Origin of the sequence: Nitrosospira multiformis (assembly GCF_900103165.1) — a bacterium.
In the GTDB taxonomy this organism is placed as follows: Bacteria; Pseudomonadota; Gammaproteobacteria; order Burkholderiales; family Nitrosomonadaceae; genus Nitrosospira; species Nitrosospira multiformis_D.
Genome location: NZ_FNKY01000001.1, coordinates 1,647,961 through 1,666,637 on the forward strand (window position 1 = coordinate 1,647,961; position 18,677 = coordinate 1,666,637).

Consider the following 18,677-nt stretch of genomic DNA (forward strand, 5'->3'; position numbering starts at 1 on the left):
ATGAAAACGCCAACCAGTCTAGAAGATTTGATCGAATCGTTACGTTGCCTGCCCGGCGTGGGTCCCAGGTCGGCGCAACGCATGGCCTATCATCTGTTGCAACGGGATCATGCCGGCGCACAGCGGCTTGCCAATTCGCTTGCCTATGCGCTGGAACATATCAGGCATTGCGAGAAATGCAACAACTTTACTGAAGAAATCGTATGCGAGTTGTGCCGTTCCGAACGGCGTGATGCCACATTGCTATGCGTGGTGGAGATGCCGGCTGATCTGCTGATGATGGAGCAGGCACACTGTTATAAGGGGATGTATTTCGTGCTGATGGGCAGACTGTCACCTTTGGATGGCATCGGCCCCAGGGAAATTCATCTTGACCGGTTGCTGAAGCGGGCTCAGGATGGGCTGGTGCGGGAAATTGTACTCGCCACCAATTTTACCGTGGAAGGCGAGGCGACCGCTCACTATATCGGCGAGCTTCTGCACGGCAAGGGGGTGAAGGTTACCCGGATTGCGCGCGGATTGCCGGTGGGTGGAGAGCTGGAGCACGTGGATAGCGGCACATTGGCACAGGCTGTGATCGAGCGCAGAGAAATTTAACGGTGGGCGTGAGCATGTGCTTAGTTTTTTTGAAGCAGGGAGAAGTTCTGCATGGTTTTAAAGGTGAGCTATAGATGAAAGCGAGGCCGATCAGGCCGATAAAGAAAAAGGATTCTCCATCCGGTAGCGCTGACGCCAGTTCTATGTCCACATCGGTATCCGCGCCGGTTACGCACAAACTCCATAAGCTGCTGGCGCAAGCGGGGTTGGGATCGCGGCGCGAGATGGAGGAACTGATTGCTGCCGGCGGGGCAACTATTAATGGAAAAGTGGCGGGAATCGGTGACCGGGCGGGGCCGGACGATATCGTGCGGGTAGGGAAGCGCACCATTCACTTCAAATCCGATGACCGCCTGCCCAGGGTTGTGCTTTACCATAAACCGGAGGGCGAGATTGTCAGTCATGATGATCCCGAGGGCCGGCCGTCAGTATTCGACAAGCTGCCGCAATTACGATCGTCTAAATGGATATCCATCGGCAGGCTTGACTACAATACCAGCGGGCTACTGATTTTTACGACCGACGGAGAATTGGCTAACCGGCTGATGCATCCCCGGTTCGAAGTCGAGCGTGAATATGCGGTAAGAATCATGGGGCGCCTGACTCCGGAAGTGGCGACACTGTTGACGACGGGCATTGAACTGGAAGATGGCCTGGCGAAATTCGATCACTTGTCGGATCAGGGCGGCGAGGGGTCCAATCACTGGTACCGGGTGATATTGAAGGAAGGCAGGAACCGTGAAGTGCGCCGCATGTTTGAAACGGTGGGAATGACGGTGAGCCGTTTGATGCGGGTACGCTTTGGCCCGATTAATTTGCCGCCGCGCCTGAAACGCGGAAAATGGATGGAGCTGGATGAGACCGAGACAAGGCGTTTGTTGGCGCTGGTGCCCTAATTATTCAGCAAGTAAGTACCACAAATCTCGTCATTCCGGACTTGGTCCGGAATCCGGTCCAGACCAATAATGACGTACTTCGCACGCTGCCGGATACTACCTTCGGAAGGTATGACGCCTGTATTGTTTGCTATTGGGGAAGCTGATCGCGTTTCAGCAGGAAAACAAATTCATCACCTGCGCTGGTTTCAAGCCAGGTGAAGGGGGTCTGGCAGAATTCCTGTTCCAACGCCTCTCGGTTATGACCAATTTCGACAACCAGCACGCCCTGCTCAGTTAAATAGTCGGCTGCTTCGCGCAGTATTGCACGGGCTGCCTCCAGACCGTCTTCGCCGCTTGCCAGGGCAGTACGTGGTTCATGCCGATACTCTTTGGGAAGCGCCGACATTGATTCAGCACTGACATAAGGCGGATTGCTGATAATGAGATCGTAGCGGCGTCCGTGCAGACCTGCAAACAAGTCGGATTGCATAAGGTTGACGCGATGCTCCAGGTTGTAATCCGTTACGTTCTTCTGTGCGACATCCAGCGCCTCACGTGAAATATCCGTGGCGTCTATGGCGGCATTTCCAAAAGCATGTGCCAGCAACACTGCAAGGCATCCCGATCCGGTGCAGAGATCCAGCGCGGCATGGATTTCATCGGGGTTTTCTATCCATGGCGCGAGCTGCTCGTGCAGCAACTCGGCAATAAAGGAACGCGGTACGATTACGCGTTCATCCACGTAAAAGCTGAAATCTCCCAGCCAGGCTTCATGGGTGAGATAAGCGGCAGGAATTTTTTCTACCGCGCGTCGCTCGATTATATGCAGTGCCTGTTCCAGTTCCGTTGTGGTGAGACGCGCTTCCAGAAACGGCTCCAGCCGGTCGAGCGGAAGATGGAGTGTGTGGAGAATGAGATAGGCAGCCTCATCGTACGCCGAGGCTGAACCATGGCCGAAATAAAGACCGGCCTCGTTAAAGCGGCTTACCGCGAAGCGTAGCAGATCGCGTAGCGTTTGGAGCTGGGTCTTGGCTTCAATATACATAGGGACACCTTCACTTTCAGATTGCTACGATTCAGGTGCCTGCTTATTGCTCCGGCGAGCAAATAGTATAAGCGTCATACTGACGGAAGCCAGTATCCAGCGGCATGCAAGGCACGCGATGGTTGGTGTGGGCTGGATTCCCGATTAAGCCCGGAATGACAAATTCATGGTATTTTCTCGCCGGCAATCAGGAACCTCCGAATAAATTATCAACAGAGCATTCTATGGAGATTTATTCAGAGACTTCTATTATTTCAGCAACAAATGCTCCAGCGTCAGCCGGTAGATTTCCGGCAACTGTTCCAGATCTTTTACTTCCACATATTCATTGAGCTTGTGAATGGTGGCATTACGCGGCCCGATCTCTACTACCTGCGGGCAAATATCGGCGATGAACCGCCCATCGGAGGTGCCCCCGGAAGTGGAAAGTTCCGGCTCGATTCCCACAACGGTTCGGATCGCATTGCTGATCGCGTCCACCAGGCTGCCCCTGGGCGTGAGATAGGGTTTGCCGGAAAACTCCCATCGCAGGTCGTAATCGAAATCCTGCCGGTTGAGGATTTCGTGCACTCTGGCTTTTAGCGATTCAACCGTGCTGGCGGTGGAGAAACGAAAATTGAACAGCATGGTGACCTCGCCAGGAATCACGTTGGTGGCGCCGGTGCCGCCATTGATATTGGAAATCTGCCAGGTGGTGGGCGGAAAGTATTCGTTGCCTTCATCCCACCGGGTTTGCGTCAGCTCGGCAATGGCAGGGGCGGCGAGGTGGATGGGATTCTTTGCCAGATGCGGATAAGCGATATGGCCTTGTATGCCTTTTACGGTCAATGTTCCCGACAACGAGCCGCGCCTGCCATTCTTGATGGTATCGCCCAGATCGTTGACGCACGTGGGTTCACCGACGATGCAATAATCTATCAGCTCATTGCGCGCCTTGAGTGCTTCAACCACCCTGACGGTGCCGTCTATGGCGACGCCCTCTTCGTCCGATGTGATGAGTAGCGCAATCGAGCCGCCATGGTCAGGGTGCACTGCGACAAACGCTTCGATCGCGGTCACGAACGCTGCCAGCGATCCCTTCATGTCAGCCGCACCCCGGCCGTACAGCCTCCCATCACGGATTTCCGGTTTGAATGGATCGCTGTCCCATTTATCAACGGGGCCAGTTGGCACCACATCGGTATGGCCGGCAAAACACAGCAGCGGTGCGCTCGTCCCGCGCCGTGCCCATAAATTATCCACTTCGCCGCAGCGTACTCTCTCGATATTGAAGCCGATTTTTTCCAGGCGATTGATCAGAATTTCCTGACATCCTTCATCGAAGGGTGTCAGCGAACGACAGGCGATCAACGCCTGTGCAAGAGTCAGCGTATCATTTTGCATGGGATATTTTCCTGGAAATCGAACAATGGTTAAATCCCGCGCAACAGTTCATTGATGCCGGTTTTTGCGCGGGTTTTGGCGTCCACCTGCTTAACAATAATCGCGCAGTAAAGGCTGTACTTCCCATCCGCGGAGGGCAGATTGCCTGACACCACCACCGACCCCGGCGGGATGCGGCCATAGCTTGTTTCACCAGTTTCCCGGTTATAAATCTTGGTGCTCTGACCAATATAAACGCCCATCGAAATCACCGAATTTTCTCCCACGATCACGCCCTCGACGACTTCCGAACGTGCGCCGATGAAGCAGTTATCCTCGATGATGGTCGGGTTGGCCTGCACCGGCTCAAGCACGCCGCCTATGCCCACGCCGCCGGACAGATGCACATTCTTGCCGATCTGGGCGCAGGAGCCCACCGTGGCCCAGGTATCAACCATGGTACCTTCATCCACGTAGGCGCCGATGTTGACATAAGATGGCATCAGCACAACGTTGCTGGCGATAAACGATCCCTTGCGTACGGCGGCGGGCGGCACCACACGAAAACCGCCATTACGGAAATCCTTGGAGCTGTAATCCGCGAATTTGGAGGGCACCTTATCAAAATAATTGGAGAAACCGCCCTTGATAAAGCTATTGTCTTCTATGCGAAAGGAAAGCAGCACCGCTTTCTTGATCCATTGATGCGTATTCCATTCACCGTTGATTTTTTCCGCAACCCGCAGCTTGCCGCTGTCGAGCATTTCCAGTACTTGAGCAACGGATTCCTTGAGTTTGGCTTCGACATTGCGCGGTGTAATCTCGGCACGGCGTTCGAACGCTTCTTCTATGGTGCTTTGGAGCTGATCCATGGTTTTCCTTTATTTTTTCTGAGATATTTAACCCGAATGTTTCATAAATTCGCGCGCCCTCGCTGGCCTTTTGTTTCGTAGGGAAATTTTGTTCAGTCGGGTGTATGAATAACTACACCACTCTTTCACAGAATCTCCCTACAAAACAATATCCTGCGCAATCATCACGCGAATTTATGAAACATCCGGGCTAAGATGTTTTTGATATTCAAATTTTTCGGTGCACGCTATAAACAAGACATCAGCATTTTTATCCGGCTGGCCGCTTCAATACATTCCGTCAGCGGTGCGACCAGGGCAATACGCACGAAATTTTCACCAGGGTTAATCCCATGCGCGTGCCGTGCCAGATAACTGCCCGGTAATACCGTTACATTATAATCTTGATATAGCTTGCGGGTGAACTCGACATCGCTAACCGGCGTTTTTACCCACAGATAAAATGCCGCGTCCGGTTTGGATATTTGCATGGTACCCGCCAGCAATTCGGTGACCGTTGTGAATTTCTCCTGATACAAGCGGCGGTTCTCGATCACATGGGATTCGTCATTCCAGGCCGCCTCACTCGCTGCCTGTACCGCGGGGTTCATCGCGCTGCCATGGTAAGTGCGATAGAGCAGAAATTTTTCCAGCACCGCCGCATCTCCCGCTACAAAACCTGAGCGCATACCCGGCACATTGGACCGTTTCGACAAGCTGCTGAATACCATCAGCCGTGGAAAGCCGCTACGGCCGAGATGATGGGCGGCTTCCAGGGCGCCGAGCGGGGGCACGGCTTCATCGAAATAGATTTCGGAGTAGCACTCGTCCGCGGCGATGATGAATCCATGCCGGTCGGAAAGCTCGAATAATCGCCGCCACTCATCCATCGACATCACTCTGCCAGTAGGATTGCCGGGTGAGCAGACGTATGCCAGTTGCGTACGGAACCAGATATCATCCGGTAATTGTGCATAGTCAAGCGCGAAATCATTCTCCGGCAACGTGTTCAAGAAATAGGGTGTGGCACCGGCCAGCAAAGCAGCGCCTTCATATATCTGGTAAAACGGATTTGGGCATACTACCGCCGCGTTTGAAAGAGATGAATCAACCACCGACTGGGCAGCGGAAAACAGCGCTTCGCGGCTGCCGTTAACGGGAATGATCTCTGTTTCTGGATTTATCGCAGGCAAGCGGTAACGCCGCATCAGCCAGGCGGCAATACTCGCACGCAGCGATCTGGTTCCAAGCGTTGTGGGATAATGCGCCAGACCAGAGAGGTTATCCGTCAGGGCCTGGCGGATGAAATCAGGCGTTGCATGTTTGGGCTCGCCGATATGCAGGCTAATGGGTGTGAACGCCCGGCTGGGCGTGATTCCCTCGAACAGCTTGTGAAGCTTCTGAAAGGGGTAGGGTTGCAGGCGGTTGAGATTGGGATTCAATTTTATAAAGGAGGCAACCTGCGACCGTAGGCAGTCATTTTCAGGATGGAATCTCTTGATCGGAGCAGAATTATAAAGGGCTGATGGCTTGCTGACCAAGCAAAATAATCAAAACAAACAAAACCTTTTGCCGGTAACGGCGCTACTCGGTGGCGCTATTATCTGGGGGCTGCTCTGGTATCCCTACCGGGTACTGGAACAAGCCGAGATAAGTGGTTCAATCGCAACGGCGATTACTTATTTTATTGCCTTGCTGCTGGGATTGGTGTCGTTCCGGAAAGATTTGCGAATGTCGCATATTGCCGGCGGTGAACCCTATCTGTTGTTAGGGATCGCGCTATTTGCGGGCTGGACCAATCTCGCTTATGTGCTCGGCGTGATCCATGGCGAAGTCATGCGGGTGCTGTTGTTATTTTATCTCGCTCCGCTTTGGACCATTGTGTTTTCGCGCCTTTTGCTGAAAGAGAAATTAAGTCTGCATGGCTATCTGGTGATCATTGTTTCGCTGGCTGGCGCGATAACCATGCTGTGGGAACCGGAAAGTGGTTCCTTGCTGCCTTCATCCTACGGCGACTGGATGGGGTTGTCAGCCGGTTTCATGTTTGCGCTCTTGAATGTACTGAGCCGCAAAGACCAGTATCACAATGTTCAATCGAAATCCGTGGCAGTGTGGATGGGTGTCACCCTGACAGGATTCATTTACAGCCTGTTCTTGCCTGACTTATCCGTTCTGAGCAGTATTTCCATGGATTCGTATCTGCTACTGTTCGGATTGGGGATCATAGTGTTTGTGCTGAGTGTGGTCGTGCAATATGGTGTCACGCATGTTCCCGCGAATCGGGCTATCATCATTATGCTATTCGAATTGGTGGTCGCGGCGGTGGCGGCGTATTTTCTGACTGATGAGGCCATGACGCTCAAGAGCTGGATGGGTGGTGCGCTGATTGTCTCGGCCAGTCTGTTTTCCGCAAGGATGAATCGGGAGTAGCGTTGTCTCTTTCTTATAGTTGTCTTTGGCGGCATCGGCGCCATTGCCATTGTGGCACCTGCAAATCCCAACGAGGGGGATGAATATGGGGCACCACGTAGTTTTTCTGGAGCGCGATTCGATCAAGGCGCAGGTACGACGGCCGAGTTTCGAGCATACTTACGAAGAATACGCCCACACAGCATTTGATCAGATCGTGCCGCGTCTGCGCCATGCGACAGTGGCAATGATCAATAAAGTACAGCTGAGCGATGAAACCCTTGCGGAATTGCCCAAGCTGAAAATGATCGCGGTGACGGCGACCGGGTATGACGGCATCGATATTGCGGCTTGCCGCAGCCGCGGTATCGCGGTGGCGAATATTCGCAATTATGCGATTCATACTGTTCCGGAGCACGTGTTCGCGCTGGTACTGGCGTTACGCAGGAATTTATTGGCGTACCGGCAGGAGATTGAGCAGGGCGCCTGGCAGCAATCGGAGCAATTCTGCCTATTCACGCATCGTATCGCCGAGTTGTCCGGCTCCACCATGGGTATCGTTGGTGACGGCGCCATTGGACAGGGAACGGCTGCCATCGCGCGTGGCTTCGGCATGCATGTACTGTTTGCCTATCATCCTTCACCCAAGAAAAAAGAGGTGGTACTCACGCCGTTCGACCAGGTGCTTGCGGAGTCGGACGTACTCTCGCTGCACTGTCCGTTGACCTCTGCAACGCGAGATCTTATTGGTATCAATGAACTGAGCAAGATGAAGCGCAGCGCGCTGCTGATCAATACCGCGCGCGGCGGACTGGTTGATGAGGCAGCACTGGTTCAGGCACTGGATAAAGGCCTGATTGCCGGAGCGGGTTTTGACGTGCTGACTGTCGAGCCGCCAAAGAATGGCAATCCGTTACTCGATCTGCGCCGTCCCAACTTCATTCTGACGCCGCATGTGGCATGGGCATCAGATCAAGCAATGCAGTCTCTTGCCGATCAACTGATCAATAATATTGAAGCCTGGGTGGCTGGCAGGCCGCAGAACCTGGTCACTTGAGCGATGGGTCTGGTCCGGTGATTCAGGGATGAAGCCCGTCTGCTTCAGCCGTTCTAAACACTGTCCATGTACCGGGTATTTATCCAATAGGCGTCCAGTAAGTCCTGTTGACAAGCTAAGGACCCTCCGATAGTCTCCTACAGTTTGGTTAGCCTGATATTAAGGTGAGGGCAGCTGGAATTCATCCGCTATACCCCCTCAGGCAGGCTGGAATCCTTGATCAATTTGATTGTCACTATGTTATATAAGAGGAGAGCATCATGGAACTTAAAGGATCAAAAACTGAAGAGAATCTAAAAGCAGCTTTTGCCGGGGAATCTCAGGCCAATCGCCGTTATCTCTATTTTGCGGCCAAAGCGGACGTGGAAGGTCAGAATGATGTGGCGGCGGTATTCCGTTCCACCGCTGAAGGAGAAACCGGTCATGCTCATGGTCATCTGGAATATCTGGAAACCTGTGGGGACCCGGCTACGGGTCTGCCTTTCGGCCCGTCGCGCGACAATCTGAAAACGGCCATCGCCGGCGAAACCCATGAATACACCGACATGTATCCGGGTATGGCCAAATCCGCGCGGGATGAGGGCTTTGATGAAATCGGCGATTGGTTCGAGACGTTGGCCAAGGCTGAACGCTCTCATGCCAACCGCTTTCAGAAAGCTCTGGATAATCTGGCCGATTAGGTAAGCGTTATAAAAAACGGATAGACCGGATAGCAATCGATCCGGTTGGTCCGCTTTATTCTGCAATTTCTTTAATTCTTTTATCTATTTCCATTTTGCCATGACCACTCGTGAAGGCAGTCTGGAGCCTCCGAAGCGGCATCCGCTCGACTGGGTAAATTCGGATTTTTATGATGAGCCGAAGCTATTTCAGGAGATGGAGCGCGTCTTCGACATCTGTCATGGCTGCCGCCGTTGCGTCAATCTATGCACGGCTTTTCCACGACTGTTCGATCTTATCGATGACGGGACTACCGGCGAATTGGATGGGGTGGAAAAACAGAACCTCTGGGAAGTGGTGGATCGCTGTTATCTTTGCGATATGTGTTTCATGACGAAGTGTCCCTATGTGCCTCCTCATCCATGGAATATTGATTTTCCGCACCTGATGCTGCGAGCCAAAGCGGTCAAGTATAAAAAAGGGGAAACCGGTTTCCGTGATAAATTGCTTTCCAGTACTGATCTCATGGGTAAGCTGGCCAGCATTCCAGTAGTGGCCCAGACGGTAAACGCCGTTAACAAGACGCCTGCCGCCCGCAAGTTGATGGATAGCATGCTGGGTATTCACGCCGAACGGGTACTGCCCGATTACGACAGCCACAAATTTCGTAAGAATGCCAGGGTCAATTCCTCTCATGAAGTTCGCAATGGTGCCAGGACATCGGGAAAGGTGGCGATTTATGCTACCTGCTACGTGAATTACAATGAACCTGGCATTGGACACGATTTATTGAAAATACTCGAGCACAACGAGATTCCGGCATGTCTGGTGGAAAAAGAGGTTTGTTGCGGCATGCCAAAGCTGGAACTGGGTGATCTGGATGCGGTGAATGAGCTCAAAAAAGTGAATATTCCCCACCTGGTAAAACTGGCGAAGGAAGGTTATGCGATACTCGCAGCCGTGCCTTCGTGCACACTGATGTACAAGCAGGAATTGCCGCTCATGTTTCCCGAGGATGACGACGTGCAAGCAGTAGCGGCAGCCATGTTCGATCCGTTCGAGTACCTGATGCTGCGTAATCGGGACGGTCTGCTGAAAACCGATTTCAAGCAGCCATTGGGGAATGTTTCCTACCATATCCCCTGCCATTTACGGGTGCAGAATGTCGGGCAGAAGACGAAGGACATGCTGCAAATGATTCCCGGAACCAAGGTGAGCGTGGTGGAGCGTTGCTCCGGTCATGATGGCACGTGGGGAGTCAAAAGCGAGCACTTCGCCGATTCCATGAAGATCGGCAAGCCGGTGTTCAAGCAGATGGCCGCACCCGGCCCCGATTACATTAGTTCCGACTGTGCCATCGCCGGGCGCCATATTCAGCAGGGTATGGGTGAGAACAGGGCGCAGAAGCAGCACCCATTGACGCTGATACGGATCGCTTACGGACTCTGAACAGGTCATGACTGAACGGCTCAACTCCAGGCGGCATATTTATCCATAACCATTCTTGTTACGCCAATTCGGAACTATCTATCAATCATGCCTCAAATTACCCGCGATAGCCTGATGACACTGGAAGCCTATGCCAAAGCGCGGCAGGAATTCCGCGCCAAGGTGATGGCGCACAAAAAAAACCGCAAAGTTTATCTGGGCGAAAACGTGACGCTCATTTTCGAGGATGAGTTGACCATACGGTATCAGATCCAGGAAATGTTGCGGGTAGAGAAGATTTTTGAGGAAGAGGGCATACTCGACGAATTGGATGCGTACGGCCCCCTGGTTCCTGACGGCGGCAACTGGAAAGCTACCATGATGATTGAATATCCAGATCCGGTCGAGCGCGCTGCCAGACTGGCGGAATTGACGGGTATCGAGGATAGAGTATGGGTAAGGGTACATGACCATGACCCGGTTTACGCCATCGCCGATGAGGATCTCGAGCGGGAAAACGCGGAAAAAACCTCCTCGGTGCATTTTTTGCGTTTTGAGCTGGGCAACGGGATGATAAAGGCATTGCGCCAGGGTGCCCCTTTGAGCATGGGCATCGCCCATCCCGCGTATGAGGTTCCAGCTAAACCGGTAACAGGAACGGTGCGCGACGCTTTAATCAATGATTTGACCGCGGATTTGGCTACATGATGAAAAAATTCCTGACGTTGTTATGCTTTCTGCCGATTGCGGCTGATGCCCAGCAAAATAAATTCGAGTATGAATTTGATCATGAAAAACCCTGGATCGAACTCCAGACACAATTGCCGAGCTATCCCCAGCCGGAAAACATGCTGCAATTTGATGCTGGTCCGGCCAGTAACAACCTTCATTACGTCGATGCCTCCTCCATTGCGGTAGGAGAGGATAGCGTAGTGCGCTATAGCCTTGTGGTCAAATCGCCCTCAGGGGCGATGAACGTGAGTTATGAGGGAATACGCTGCCAGACTGCAGAGAAAAGAACTTATGCCTACGGCCGCAGCGATAATACCTGGAGCCGGGCAAGGCTGTCTAAATGGGCTGACCTGGAAAATATTGCCCAGAATTACGCCCAGCGGGCACTCTACCGGTATTACTTCTGCCCCCTCGGAATCCATATGGTGAAAGATGCGGAGGAGGCTATCAGTGCGTTGAAAGCTGGGATCCACCCGCGCGCCGTGCGTTACTGAGTCCCTATCGTGCGGATTAACCAGTAAGGTCAAAAAGTGCGCTATCCCTGGGGACTATCCGTCATATGCCGGCAGTATTTCTGCAGATTCTCCGGTAAATCATCGGGGCAGACACCGCACTGCCGGTTTCCCGGCACGGCATAATCCATAAACGTCGGATATGGCAATTTGAGACTTGCCATGATCTCCCTAAACTCTTCCAAAGTGCGGTGAGTTCCCAACCGGGGGTTGCGTTTTTTTTCTTGTGCAATGGAGGAAACCCGCCGGTCGTTATAGTCATGGGCCGGATATACCAGACAGTCATCCGGTAACGAAAACAGCTTTTCCTTCACGCTTTTATATAATGCGTCCATATCGCCGTTCTGGAAATCGGTACGCCCGCACCCTTCAATCAGGAGGGCATCGCCGGTAAAGACCCTGTTACCGCATTGGTAAGCAAAGTGCCCGTCGGTATGCCCAGGCGTATGTAACGGTTGCAATGCAATGCCTCCTACCTGCAACGATTTGCCTTCTTCAATACCAAAATCTGTGCAGGATAGCCGGTCGAAAGCTGGTACGGCGATTTTGCTGCCTACCTGCTTTTTCAGTTCAAGTGCGGCGGTGATGTGGTCCGCGTGAATATGCGTTTCAACGCTATAGGCTAAACTCAGTCCGAGGCGGCTGAGTTCAGCCAGATCACGATCCATGGACACAATCACCGGATCAATCAACACGGCCTGCCCGGTTTCCTCGCAGCCGAGCAGGTATGTGAAGGTGCTGGACAAAGGCTCGAACAATTGCCGGAATATCATTCTAAATCCGGCAGCTGCAGCGAATTCACCAAGAAGGTGAAGGTCAAGTAGGATACACAGTCTTTGTGGATCATGATGTTAAACTAAAAAGCGAGCGGTCAACCGCCGGATTTAGGATCGTGGCATTACAGACTAGGCTGAATCGAAGAGCGTATTACCGTGATCGTTCGTAGAGGATCTTTGAACGAATCCCCAGCCGGCAATAGCCCATGGTCGGGCCAGGTAAATTGGCGATCACTGTCTTGAAAGTGGCAACGTTCGTATCGTTTATTTGACCGGGCACGACCGGCAGGTAGGCAAATTCCAGCCCCAATTTCTTCGCTGTCTCTTCAAGAAGATTGTGATCCGGATGAATACCGCCATCCTCGCTATCGGGCCGGTTACAAATTATGCTTTTGAATCCCGCTGCTTTAATATCAGGTAAGTCCTCCAGGTCGATTTGCGGGCTGGTCGAGAAATTGGCGTCAAGTCTGGTGAGCGATTTCATAGAGCATCCTTCGAAGAGTATTGATTCATACTATAGCAGAACCAGATTGTTCCTATGAATGAGTTCCGGTTCTCCCACATATCCCAGGATGGATTCGATTTCGTTACTGGCCCGCCGCAGGATTCTCCGTGTTTCAGCCGCGTTATAATTAACCAGCCCACGGGCGATTTCCCTGCCAGCCGGATCAAGACAACCCACCACCTCACCACGCTCGAAATCACCATGAACATCCGTCACACCTATCGATAAAAGACTTTTGCCGCTACCCATGAGTGCTTTTACCGCTCCTTCGTCCAGTATGACGTTCCCGCGCATTTGCAGGTGATCGGCGAGCCATTGCTTGCGCGCCGCCAATGTCATGGTTTCCGCCAGCAATTGCGTGCCGATGGCTTTTCCTTCAGCGAGAAGAAGCAGGACGCCGGTTTCGTGCCCGGACGCGATGACGGTGTGGGCACCGCTGCGCGCCGCACGTTTTGCGGCTATTACTTTGGTCAGCATGCCACCGCGGCCTATGGCGCTGCCAGCTCCGCCCGCCATGGCTTCGATTGCCGGGTCTCCGGCGCGAGCTTCCTCTACCAGTATGGCTTTCGCATCCTTACGCGGGTCGGCAGTGAATAACCCACCCTGGTCGGTGAGAATCACCAATACGTCAGCTTCGATCAGGTTGGTTACCAATGCGGCAAGTGTATCGTTATCACCAAAACGGATTTCGTCGGTCGCTACGGTGTCATTTTCGTTAATGACAGGAATGACGTTCAGGCTTAGCAGCGTAATCAGAGTCGAACGAGCATTCAAGTATCGCTTGCGGTCCGACAAATCCTCATGCGTGAGCAACACTTGAGCTGCCTGTATATTGTGCTTGCGGAAACAGGATTCATACGCCTGTACCAGGCCCATCTGTCCGACGGCGGCGGCAGCCTGCAACTCGTGCAGCGCGTGAGGGCGTTTCTTCCAGTTCAGACGCTGCATGCCTTCCGCGATCGCGCCGGAAGAAACCAGCACGACTTCCTTGCCCATTTCTTTGAGCTTGGCGATCTGCTCCGCCCAGCGCGCGAGCGCGGCATGGTCGAGCCCCTGTCCCTGGTTGGTGACAAGGCTGCTGCCGACTTTAACAACGATGCGCCGCGACTGTTTTACAATGGATTGCATGCCTGGTTTTGCCTGTTTTTTTCGCGAGGAACAGTTAATTCCTTACAGATTTGAGCTGACAATAAGAACTGCTGGAGGAATTGAATGTAAGCGCAAGTATAATCTTTGCCAAGCGCTTTATAAAGATAGCGTCAGCGCACTGGTCACGCTGACTTGCAGGCGAGCAGCCTGCTATATTGCTGCTTACTTGACGACATGAAACACGGATTTCGCCAGCTGATCAGGCAGTCTGAATCAGGATTTCTCTACAATGGCATAACAGACCGGTGTCAGTATGAGGCTGGCAGTCATGCCAATCATCAGGCCAACAGTCAAAGAAAGCGTCATCGGGACCAGAAACTGGGCCTGCTCGCTGGTTTCCAGCAGGATGGGAAGAAAACCGACGAAATTAGTCAGGAAGGCCAGCAAGATCGGACGAAAGCGCGCCGTACAGGCTTCGAGAATCAGGTTTGCAGTGGGCTCATCGGAATCCCCTCTCTTGTGAACATAGTCCAGCAGGACCAGACTGTCATTCACCACCACGCCGCTTGCGGCTATCATGCCAACCAGCGACTCCATGGACACCGTGAAGCCAAGCAGCCAGTGCGCCCATACCGCGCCACTCCAGGCGACGGGGGCACCGAGCAAAAAGATGAGCGGCTTTACATAAGACTGGAACGGAATTGCAATCAAGGCGTAAATTACCGTCAAAGCAATCGCAGTCAGGAATAGCAGGGTTTGGGCGGTTTCTTCCTGCTCCTGGCGCTCTTCACCGATGTTGACATCCAGTCCAGGGAACTGTTGTTTTAATTGCAATATTTCTTCCGCCGCCAAGCCATTATGGACGGCATTGACGTCTGTCACGTCGGGATCGATCTGGGCTTGAATTTTCAGGATGCGCTGTCGATCCTGGCGGATCAGCAAGGACTGGCCGGCCACCACGTCGATCTCCGCCAATGTTCCCAAAGGTGCTTGTGCCCCATTTGGCAGCCGTATGGGAAGACTTTGCATGTCATGCAAAGATTCTCTCTCGCTGCGAGGCAGACGCACTATTACTTTGACCTCGTTGCGCCCTCTTTGGAGCCGATGCACTTCATCACCGTGATACGCATGCCGCATTTGTTCCGCGACGTCTTCCAGCCGAAGCCCCAGGTGCTCGGCCTCCGGTTTCAAGCGTAGGCGAACTTCTGGTTTACCCGGTTCGGCGGAATCCACTACATCGTATACGCCGGGATATCCCGCCAGTTTTTGCTTGAATTGAGCAGCCGCCACGGCAAGAGTCGCGGGATCAGGATGCCCTAAATCAAACTCAATATCGTAGGGGAGATCACCTTCCTTATAAAGGAATTCAATCTTGGCGCGGCCTATGTCACCAATGCGTTTGCGCCACTCGCGGATGAAATCCTCCACAACAATATGCTTTCGTCCCGCGGGCGATAATTCGGTCCAGAAACCAGCCTCATGCTCCGTGATGATTGTTTCCACGCCGACAATGACACTTTCCTGCATATCAGGGTCACGAATTCTGGCTTCTTTGTCCAGTTCGCTTTGAACTTCCATTAACGCACGTTCCACTTTTTCCGCGATCCGGCGGGTTTCACTATAGGGAAGATCTTTGGGCAATTTCAGTGTGACCCAGAAGCTGTCCTTCGTAACGTCGGCTTGCAAAGAAAGCCGAACATAACCTCCCGCCACCAATGCGCTAGCCAGCATCATCAGCACGGCGAACGCAGCAACAGTAAGATATCGCCAGGCGAGGGCTTTTTTCAGCAATGGGCCATAAACCCTATGGATAAAACGCTGCAAACCTTGATTCAGGGCGGTCCGTACCCGCAGCAGAGGGGTGTACGATGCATTCGGTTTGGAGGGGACTGCGAGATGGGAAGGTAAAATCAGCAGCGCTTCAATGAGTGAAAACACCAAAGTCAGGATCATCACCACACAAATTGGCTTCATCATCTGACCCGCCCAGCCCGGCAAAAATAAACCAGGTAGAAAGGCAACAAGGACGATCATGACTGCGATGATAACCGGCAGTGAAACCTCGCGGGCTCCGGATATGGCGGCTTCCAGATAGGCAAGATTCCTCATGGCTCCTGCCATGAGCGGCTGTCCGGTGCCGGACCCTGGCGAACCGGCGGCATCCGCAGCCTCCTGCTTGGCGTATATGGATTCGCCTATGATAATGGCATCATCCACCAGAATTCCCATGGCTAGAAGAAAGCCGAACAGGGATAACATATTAAGTGATACGTCCAGCGCCGGCATCAACCAGAAAGCGCCAAAAATCGAAGTGAGTATCCCGATACCCGCCCAGATCGCCACTTTAAGCTGGAGAAATAAAGTGAGTATCAGGCAAACCAGAACAAAGCCGGTTAGGCCATCTTCAAGCAATGTTCCGATTCGCTCCTCGTAAGCTTGCGAGTCATCCCACCAGGTAATCAGTCCCACCCCTTGCGGCAGCTGAGTTTTCATTTCCGCCACATAAGCTTTAACCCGGCGCGCTACCGCAACGCTATCCTTTTCAGCATGGATCTCCCAGCCCTGCGCTGTTTCTCCGTTGTGATGCCACTCCGACAGACGCTCCTCCAGACCGTCCTTGATCACCGCGACGTCGCGAAGCAGCACGCGACTGCCATCCGAATTGGTTCGCACCACCAGATTCCCGACCGAGACGTCATCCTGGGCTCTGCCTTTGACCCGAAGTAATAGTTCGCCCATCGGATTTTTTATTACGCCGCCGGGCAAGTCCACCGAAGCACGCCGAATGGTTTCGGTTACTTCATTCAGGGATACGCGGAACTGACGCAGCCGCTCGGAAGAAACCTCGATAGCGATCTCGTAAGGCAGATCGTAATAGTTATGTGCGCGGGTTACGCCGGGTATCTGCGACAGATCACCCTGGATGCGGTCGCTCAGGCGCTTGAGCGTAAGTGCGTCCGTAGGGCCGTGTAACGCCACCCAGATAACGCCATCGTCGCCGATGCGGTTGCCCGGCAGCACCTCAATTTTTTCCAGTCCTTTCGGCAGGCGCTGTATGGCTTGCACCCGTCCCTGCACAGCATTCATTACCTGATTCTTGTCATAGTTCGGTAAGACCATTACCTTGACGAGGCACTCCCCTTCGATGATCGCCGTCTTAAGCTGTTTTACTCCGGATAAACTGTAGATTGCTTCTTCGATGCGTATACAAACCGATTCCTCGAGTTCCAGGGGGCCCGCGCCGGGATAGATCGCTCGGACTTCGATTTGATGAGGCATAAACCGGGGGAATACCTCCTTGTCCATCAGAAGCAGACTACCAGCACCACCGAAGAGAATCAGCAGCATCAGCAAATTGGCGGCAATGGGATTGGCGGCAAACCACGCGATCAAGCCAGAGGGGAGTGAAGCACCGAGCATTGGCCTCACTTGATTCCTTCCTTAACTGAAAGTGAAAAGCATCTGACAGAAGGAAAAAAACAAAACTTCACGGTGTTGCGTCCGGCATGGAAGTGTCCAATACGGGTGTATCAGATTTCTGCCCAGGCGCTACGATCTCGGTCCTGACTTTCATACCCTCCACCGGAATCTGGATTCCGGAGATCACTACTCGATCTCCCGCATTCAGACCTCCCTTGACAAGGACTCGATCAGGCTCACTACGCAATATGTTCATGCGGCGAATGTGCAGGTGGTCTTTTTCGTCAACCAGCAATGCTTCATGAGAGGCGTTTACTGTGCCAGCCGGCAGTATGAATACATCGGTTTGTTCTCGTCCCTCAATTTCAGCCTTCACGAACAATCCGGGCATAAGCGGCGGCTGGTCCAATTTAACGGCATAAGGATCTTTTACCTCAGCCACGGCGTGGAGAAGGCCGGTTTCTTCATCCAGGGCGCCTTCGGCTTGGACGATGCGGCCTTCCCAATGCCGGAGGGCGCCTGCGAATTCTGTACTTAAAATTACTTTAGGACCTGTTTCCTGTTTGCTATTGCGGTGATCCAGCAGCACATCGAGATAAGCAAACTGATCGGTGGCCAAAGGCAGGCGTACCTGCACGACGTCAATCGCATATAGCCGGGCGAGTTTTTCGCCTAGTTGAACATACTGCCCGAGACCGATGTGCTTCTCCCGCACCCTTCCGGCAAATGGTGCGCGCCACTCGCATCGGCTACGTTGTAAATGAGCCTTGGTCAGATCGGCTTGCGCTGCTTTCAATTTGGCGCGGGCTTCCGCCAGTTGCGGTTCGCGCAGAGTCAGGGCCGATGGCTGTCCTTCACCAAGGGAATGCCACTCATTGCGCGCCTGCTCCGACTGGGCTTCCTCCATCATCACCTGCCGTTCAGCTTCGGCAATCCGGGCACGTGCTTGGGCGATTGCATAGTCGTAATCACGCGGATCTATGGTGACCAGTATATCGCCGGCTTCGAAGAATCCTCCCGCGACAAGGCTGGGATGGAGCCGGATTATCTGACCCGCTACCTCTGGCACCAGATCGATCTCCGTGCGGGGCACGACGACACCCTGGGAGTGAATGTTCAGTTTGACGGTCTGCGGCTCGACCTGGATTACCTGCACCAGCGGTACTTCGTTTTCCGATATTTGCGATTTTAATGGTGGCCGATGGACGACAATCGCCCAGGAAATACTGATGCCAGCGAGTACAACAAGGATGGGAGCGATAATTTTCAGCATGCCTTTACGTTTTGAATTTTTCAGCATGCTTATAGTGACCCTCTGGACAAGTCTTTCTTGGAACGCGTTTCCAGGCTTCCAGG

The 18,677-nt window shown here is 53.1% G+C and carries 17 protein-coding genes; 8 read left to right on the top strand and 9 right to left on the bottom strand.

Annotation, left to right across the window (positions count from 1 at the left end; translation table 11 throughout):
- Positions 1 to 597 carry a recombination mediator RecR gene (recR, locus tag BLR00_RS07415; RefSeq protein ID WP_074631781.1) on the top strand — a complete coding sequence of 199 codons (597 nt, stop codon included), beginning with the start codon at positions 1 to 3 and terminating at the stop codon, positions 595 to 597.
- A 74-nt stretch (positions 598 to 671) separates the two neighbouring features.
- The gene (gene rluB, locus BLR00_RS07420) at positions 672 to 1,493 is read left to right on the top strand and encodes a 23S rRNA pseudouridine(2605) synthase RluB (RefSeq protein ID WP_074631782.1); all 822 of its coding nucleotides are present in this window, start codon (positions 672 to 674) and stop codon (positions 1,491 to 1,493) included.
- A gap of 130 nt (positions 1,494 to 1,623) precedes the next feature.
- On the opposite strand, the gene prmB is transcribed toward rluB, so the two are convergent.
- The 4 genes from prmB to dapC form a co-directional block, all read right to left on the bottom strand.
- A complete protein-coding gene (prmB, locus tag BLR00_RS07425) occupies positions 1,624 to 2,520 on the bottom strand; it encodes a 50S ribosomal protein L3 N(5)-glutamine methyltransferase (protein WP_074631783.1) in 897 nt (298 codons plus the stop codon).
- A 249-nt stretch (positions 2,521 to 2,769) separates the two neighbouring features.
- On the bottom strand, positions 2,770 to 3,903 hold the full coding sequence (gene dapE, locus BLR00_RS07430) for a succinyl-diaminopimelate desuccinylase (RefSeq protein WP_074631784.1): 1,134 nt from the start codon (positions 3,901 to 3,903) through the stop codon (positions 2,770 to 2,772).
- 29 nt (positions 3,904 to 3,932) lie between these two features.
- The gene (gene dapD, locus BLR00_RS07435; RefSeq protein ID WP_074631785.1) at positions 3,933 to 4,754 is read right to left on the bottom strand and encodes a 2,3,4,5-tetrahydropyridine-2,6-dicarboxylate N-succinyltransferase; all 822 of its coding nucleotides are present in this window, start codon (positions 4,752 to 4,754) and stop codon (positions 3,933 to 3,935) included.
- Positions 4,755 to 4,981: 227 nt separating this feature from the next.
- On the bottom strand, positions 4,982 to 6,175 hold the full coding sequence (gene dapC / locus BLR00_RS07440) for a succinyldiaminopimelate transaminase (RefSeq protein WP_074634191.1): 1,194 nt from the start codon (positions 6,173 to 6,175) through the stop codon (positions 4,982 to 4,984).
- Between the two features lie 88 nt (positions 6,176 to 6,263).
- On the opposite strand from dapC, the gene BLR00_RS07445 reads away from it, so the two are divergent.
- The 6 genes from BLR00_RS07445 (at position 6,264) to BLR00_RS07470 (ending at position 11,513) form a co-directional block, all read left to right on the top strand.
- Positions 6,264 to 7,163, top strand: a complete 900-nt coding sequence (locus tag BLR00_RS07445) for a DMT family transporter (protein ID WP_074631786.1) — start codon at positions 6,264 to 6,266, stop codon at positions 7,161 to 7,163.
- 85 nt (positions 7,164 to 7,248) lie between these two features.
- A complete protein-coding gene (locus tag BLR00_RS07450; RefSeq protein ID WP_074631787.1) occupies positions 7,249 to 8,199 on the top strand; it encodes a D-2-hydroxyacid dehydrogenase in 951 nt (316 codons plus the stop codon).
- Between the two features lie 260 nt (positions 8,200 to 8,459).
- Positions 8,460 to 8,879: a rubrerythrin family protein gene (locus tag BLR00_RS07455; protein WP_074631788.1), complete on the top strand. Its 420-nt coding sequence runs from the start codon at positions 8,460 to 8,462 to the stop codon at positions 8,877 to 8,879.
- Between the two features lie 100 nt (positions 8,880 to 8,979).
- The gene (locus BLR00_RS07460; protein WP_074631789.1) at positions 8,980 to 10,308 is read left to right on the top strand and encodes a heterodisulfide reductase-related iron-sulfur binding cluster; all 1,329 of its coding nucleotides are present in this window, start codon (positions 8,980 to 8,982) and stop codon (positions 10,306 to 10,308) included.
- A gap of 87 nt (positions 10,309 to 10,395) precedes the next feature.
- Complete coding sequence (locus BLR00_RS07465) at positions 10,396 to 10,995, top strand: DUF3501 family protein (RefSeq protein WP_074631790.1); 600 nt, start codon at positions 10,396 to 10,398, stop codon at positions 10,993 to 10,995.
- Entirely contained in the window at positions 10,992 to 11,513 is a 522-nt protein-coding gene (locus tag BLR00_RS07470; protein ID WP_081346669.1) for a CNP1-like family protein, read from the top strand. The genes BLR00_RS07465 and BLR00_RS07470 overlap by 4 nt, the downstream gene beginning before the upstream one ends.
- A gap of 41 nt (positions 11,514 to 11,554) precedes the next feature.
- On the opposite strand, the gene BLR00_RS07475 is transcribed toward BLR00_RS07470, so the two are convergent.
- From BLR00_RS07475 to BLR00_RS07495, 5 genes are all read right to left on the bottom strand, one after another.
- Positions 11,555 to 12,304, bottom strand: coding sequence for an MBL fold metallo-hydrolase (locus tag BLR00_RS07475; RefSeq protein ID WP_074631791.1), 750 nt, complete (start codon positions 12,302 to 12,304; stop codon positions 11,555 to 11,557).
- 154 nt (positions 12,305 to 12,458) lie between these two features.
- Complete coding sequence (locus BLR00_RS07480) at positions 12,459 to 12,791, bottom strand: protein tyrosine phosphatase family protein (RefSeq protein WP_074631792.1); 333 nt, start codon at positions 12,789 to 12,791, stop codon at positions 12,459 to 12,461.
- A gap of 30 nt (positions 12,792 to 12,821) precedes the next feature.
- Positions 12,822 to 13,940 (bottom strand): glutamate 5-kinase, encoded by a 1,119-nt coding sequence (gene proB, locus BLR00_RS07485; protein ID WP_074631793.1) that lies wholly within the window; start codon positions 13,938 to 13,940, stop codon positions 12,822 to 12,824.
- A 234-nt stretch (positions 13,941 to 14,174) separates the two neighbouring features.
- Positions 14,175 to 17,321: an efflux RND transporter permease subunit gene (locus tag BLR00_RS07490; protein WP_074631794.1), complete on the bottom strand. Its 3,147-nt coding sequence runs from the start codon at positions 17,319 to 17,321 to the stop codon at positions 14,175 to 14,177.
- Positions 17,322 to 17,388: 67 nt separating this feature from the next.
- A complete protein-coding gene (locus tag BLR00_RS07495) occupies positions 17,389 to 18,621 on the bottom strand; it encodes an efflux RND transporter periplasmic adaptor subunit (protein WP_074634193.1) in 1,233 nt (410 codons plus the stop codon).
- Positions 18,622 to 18,677: the final 56 nt, after the last annotated feature.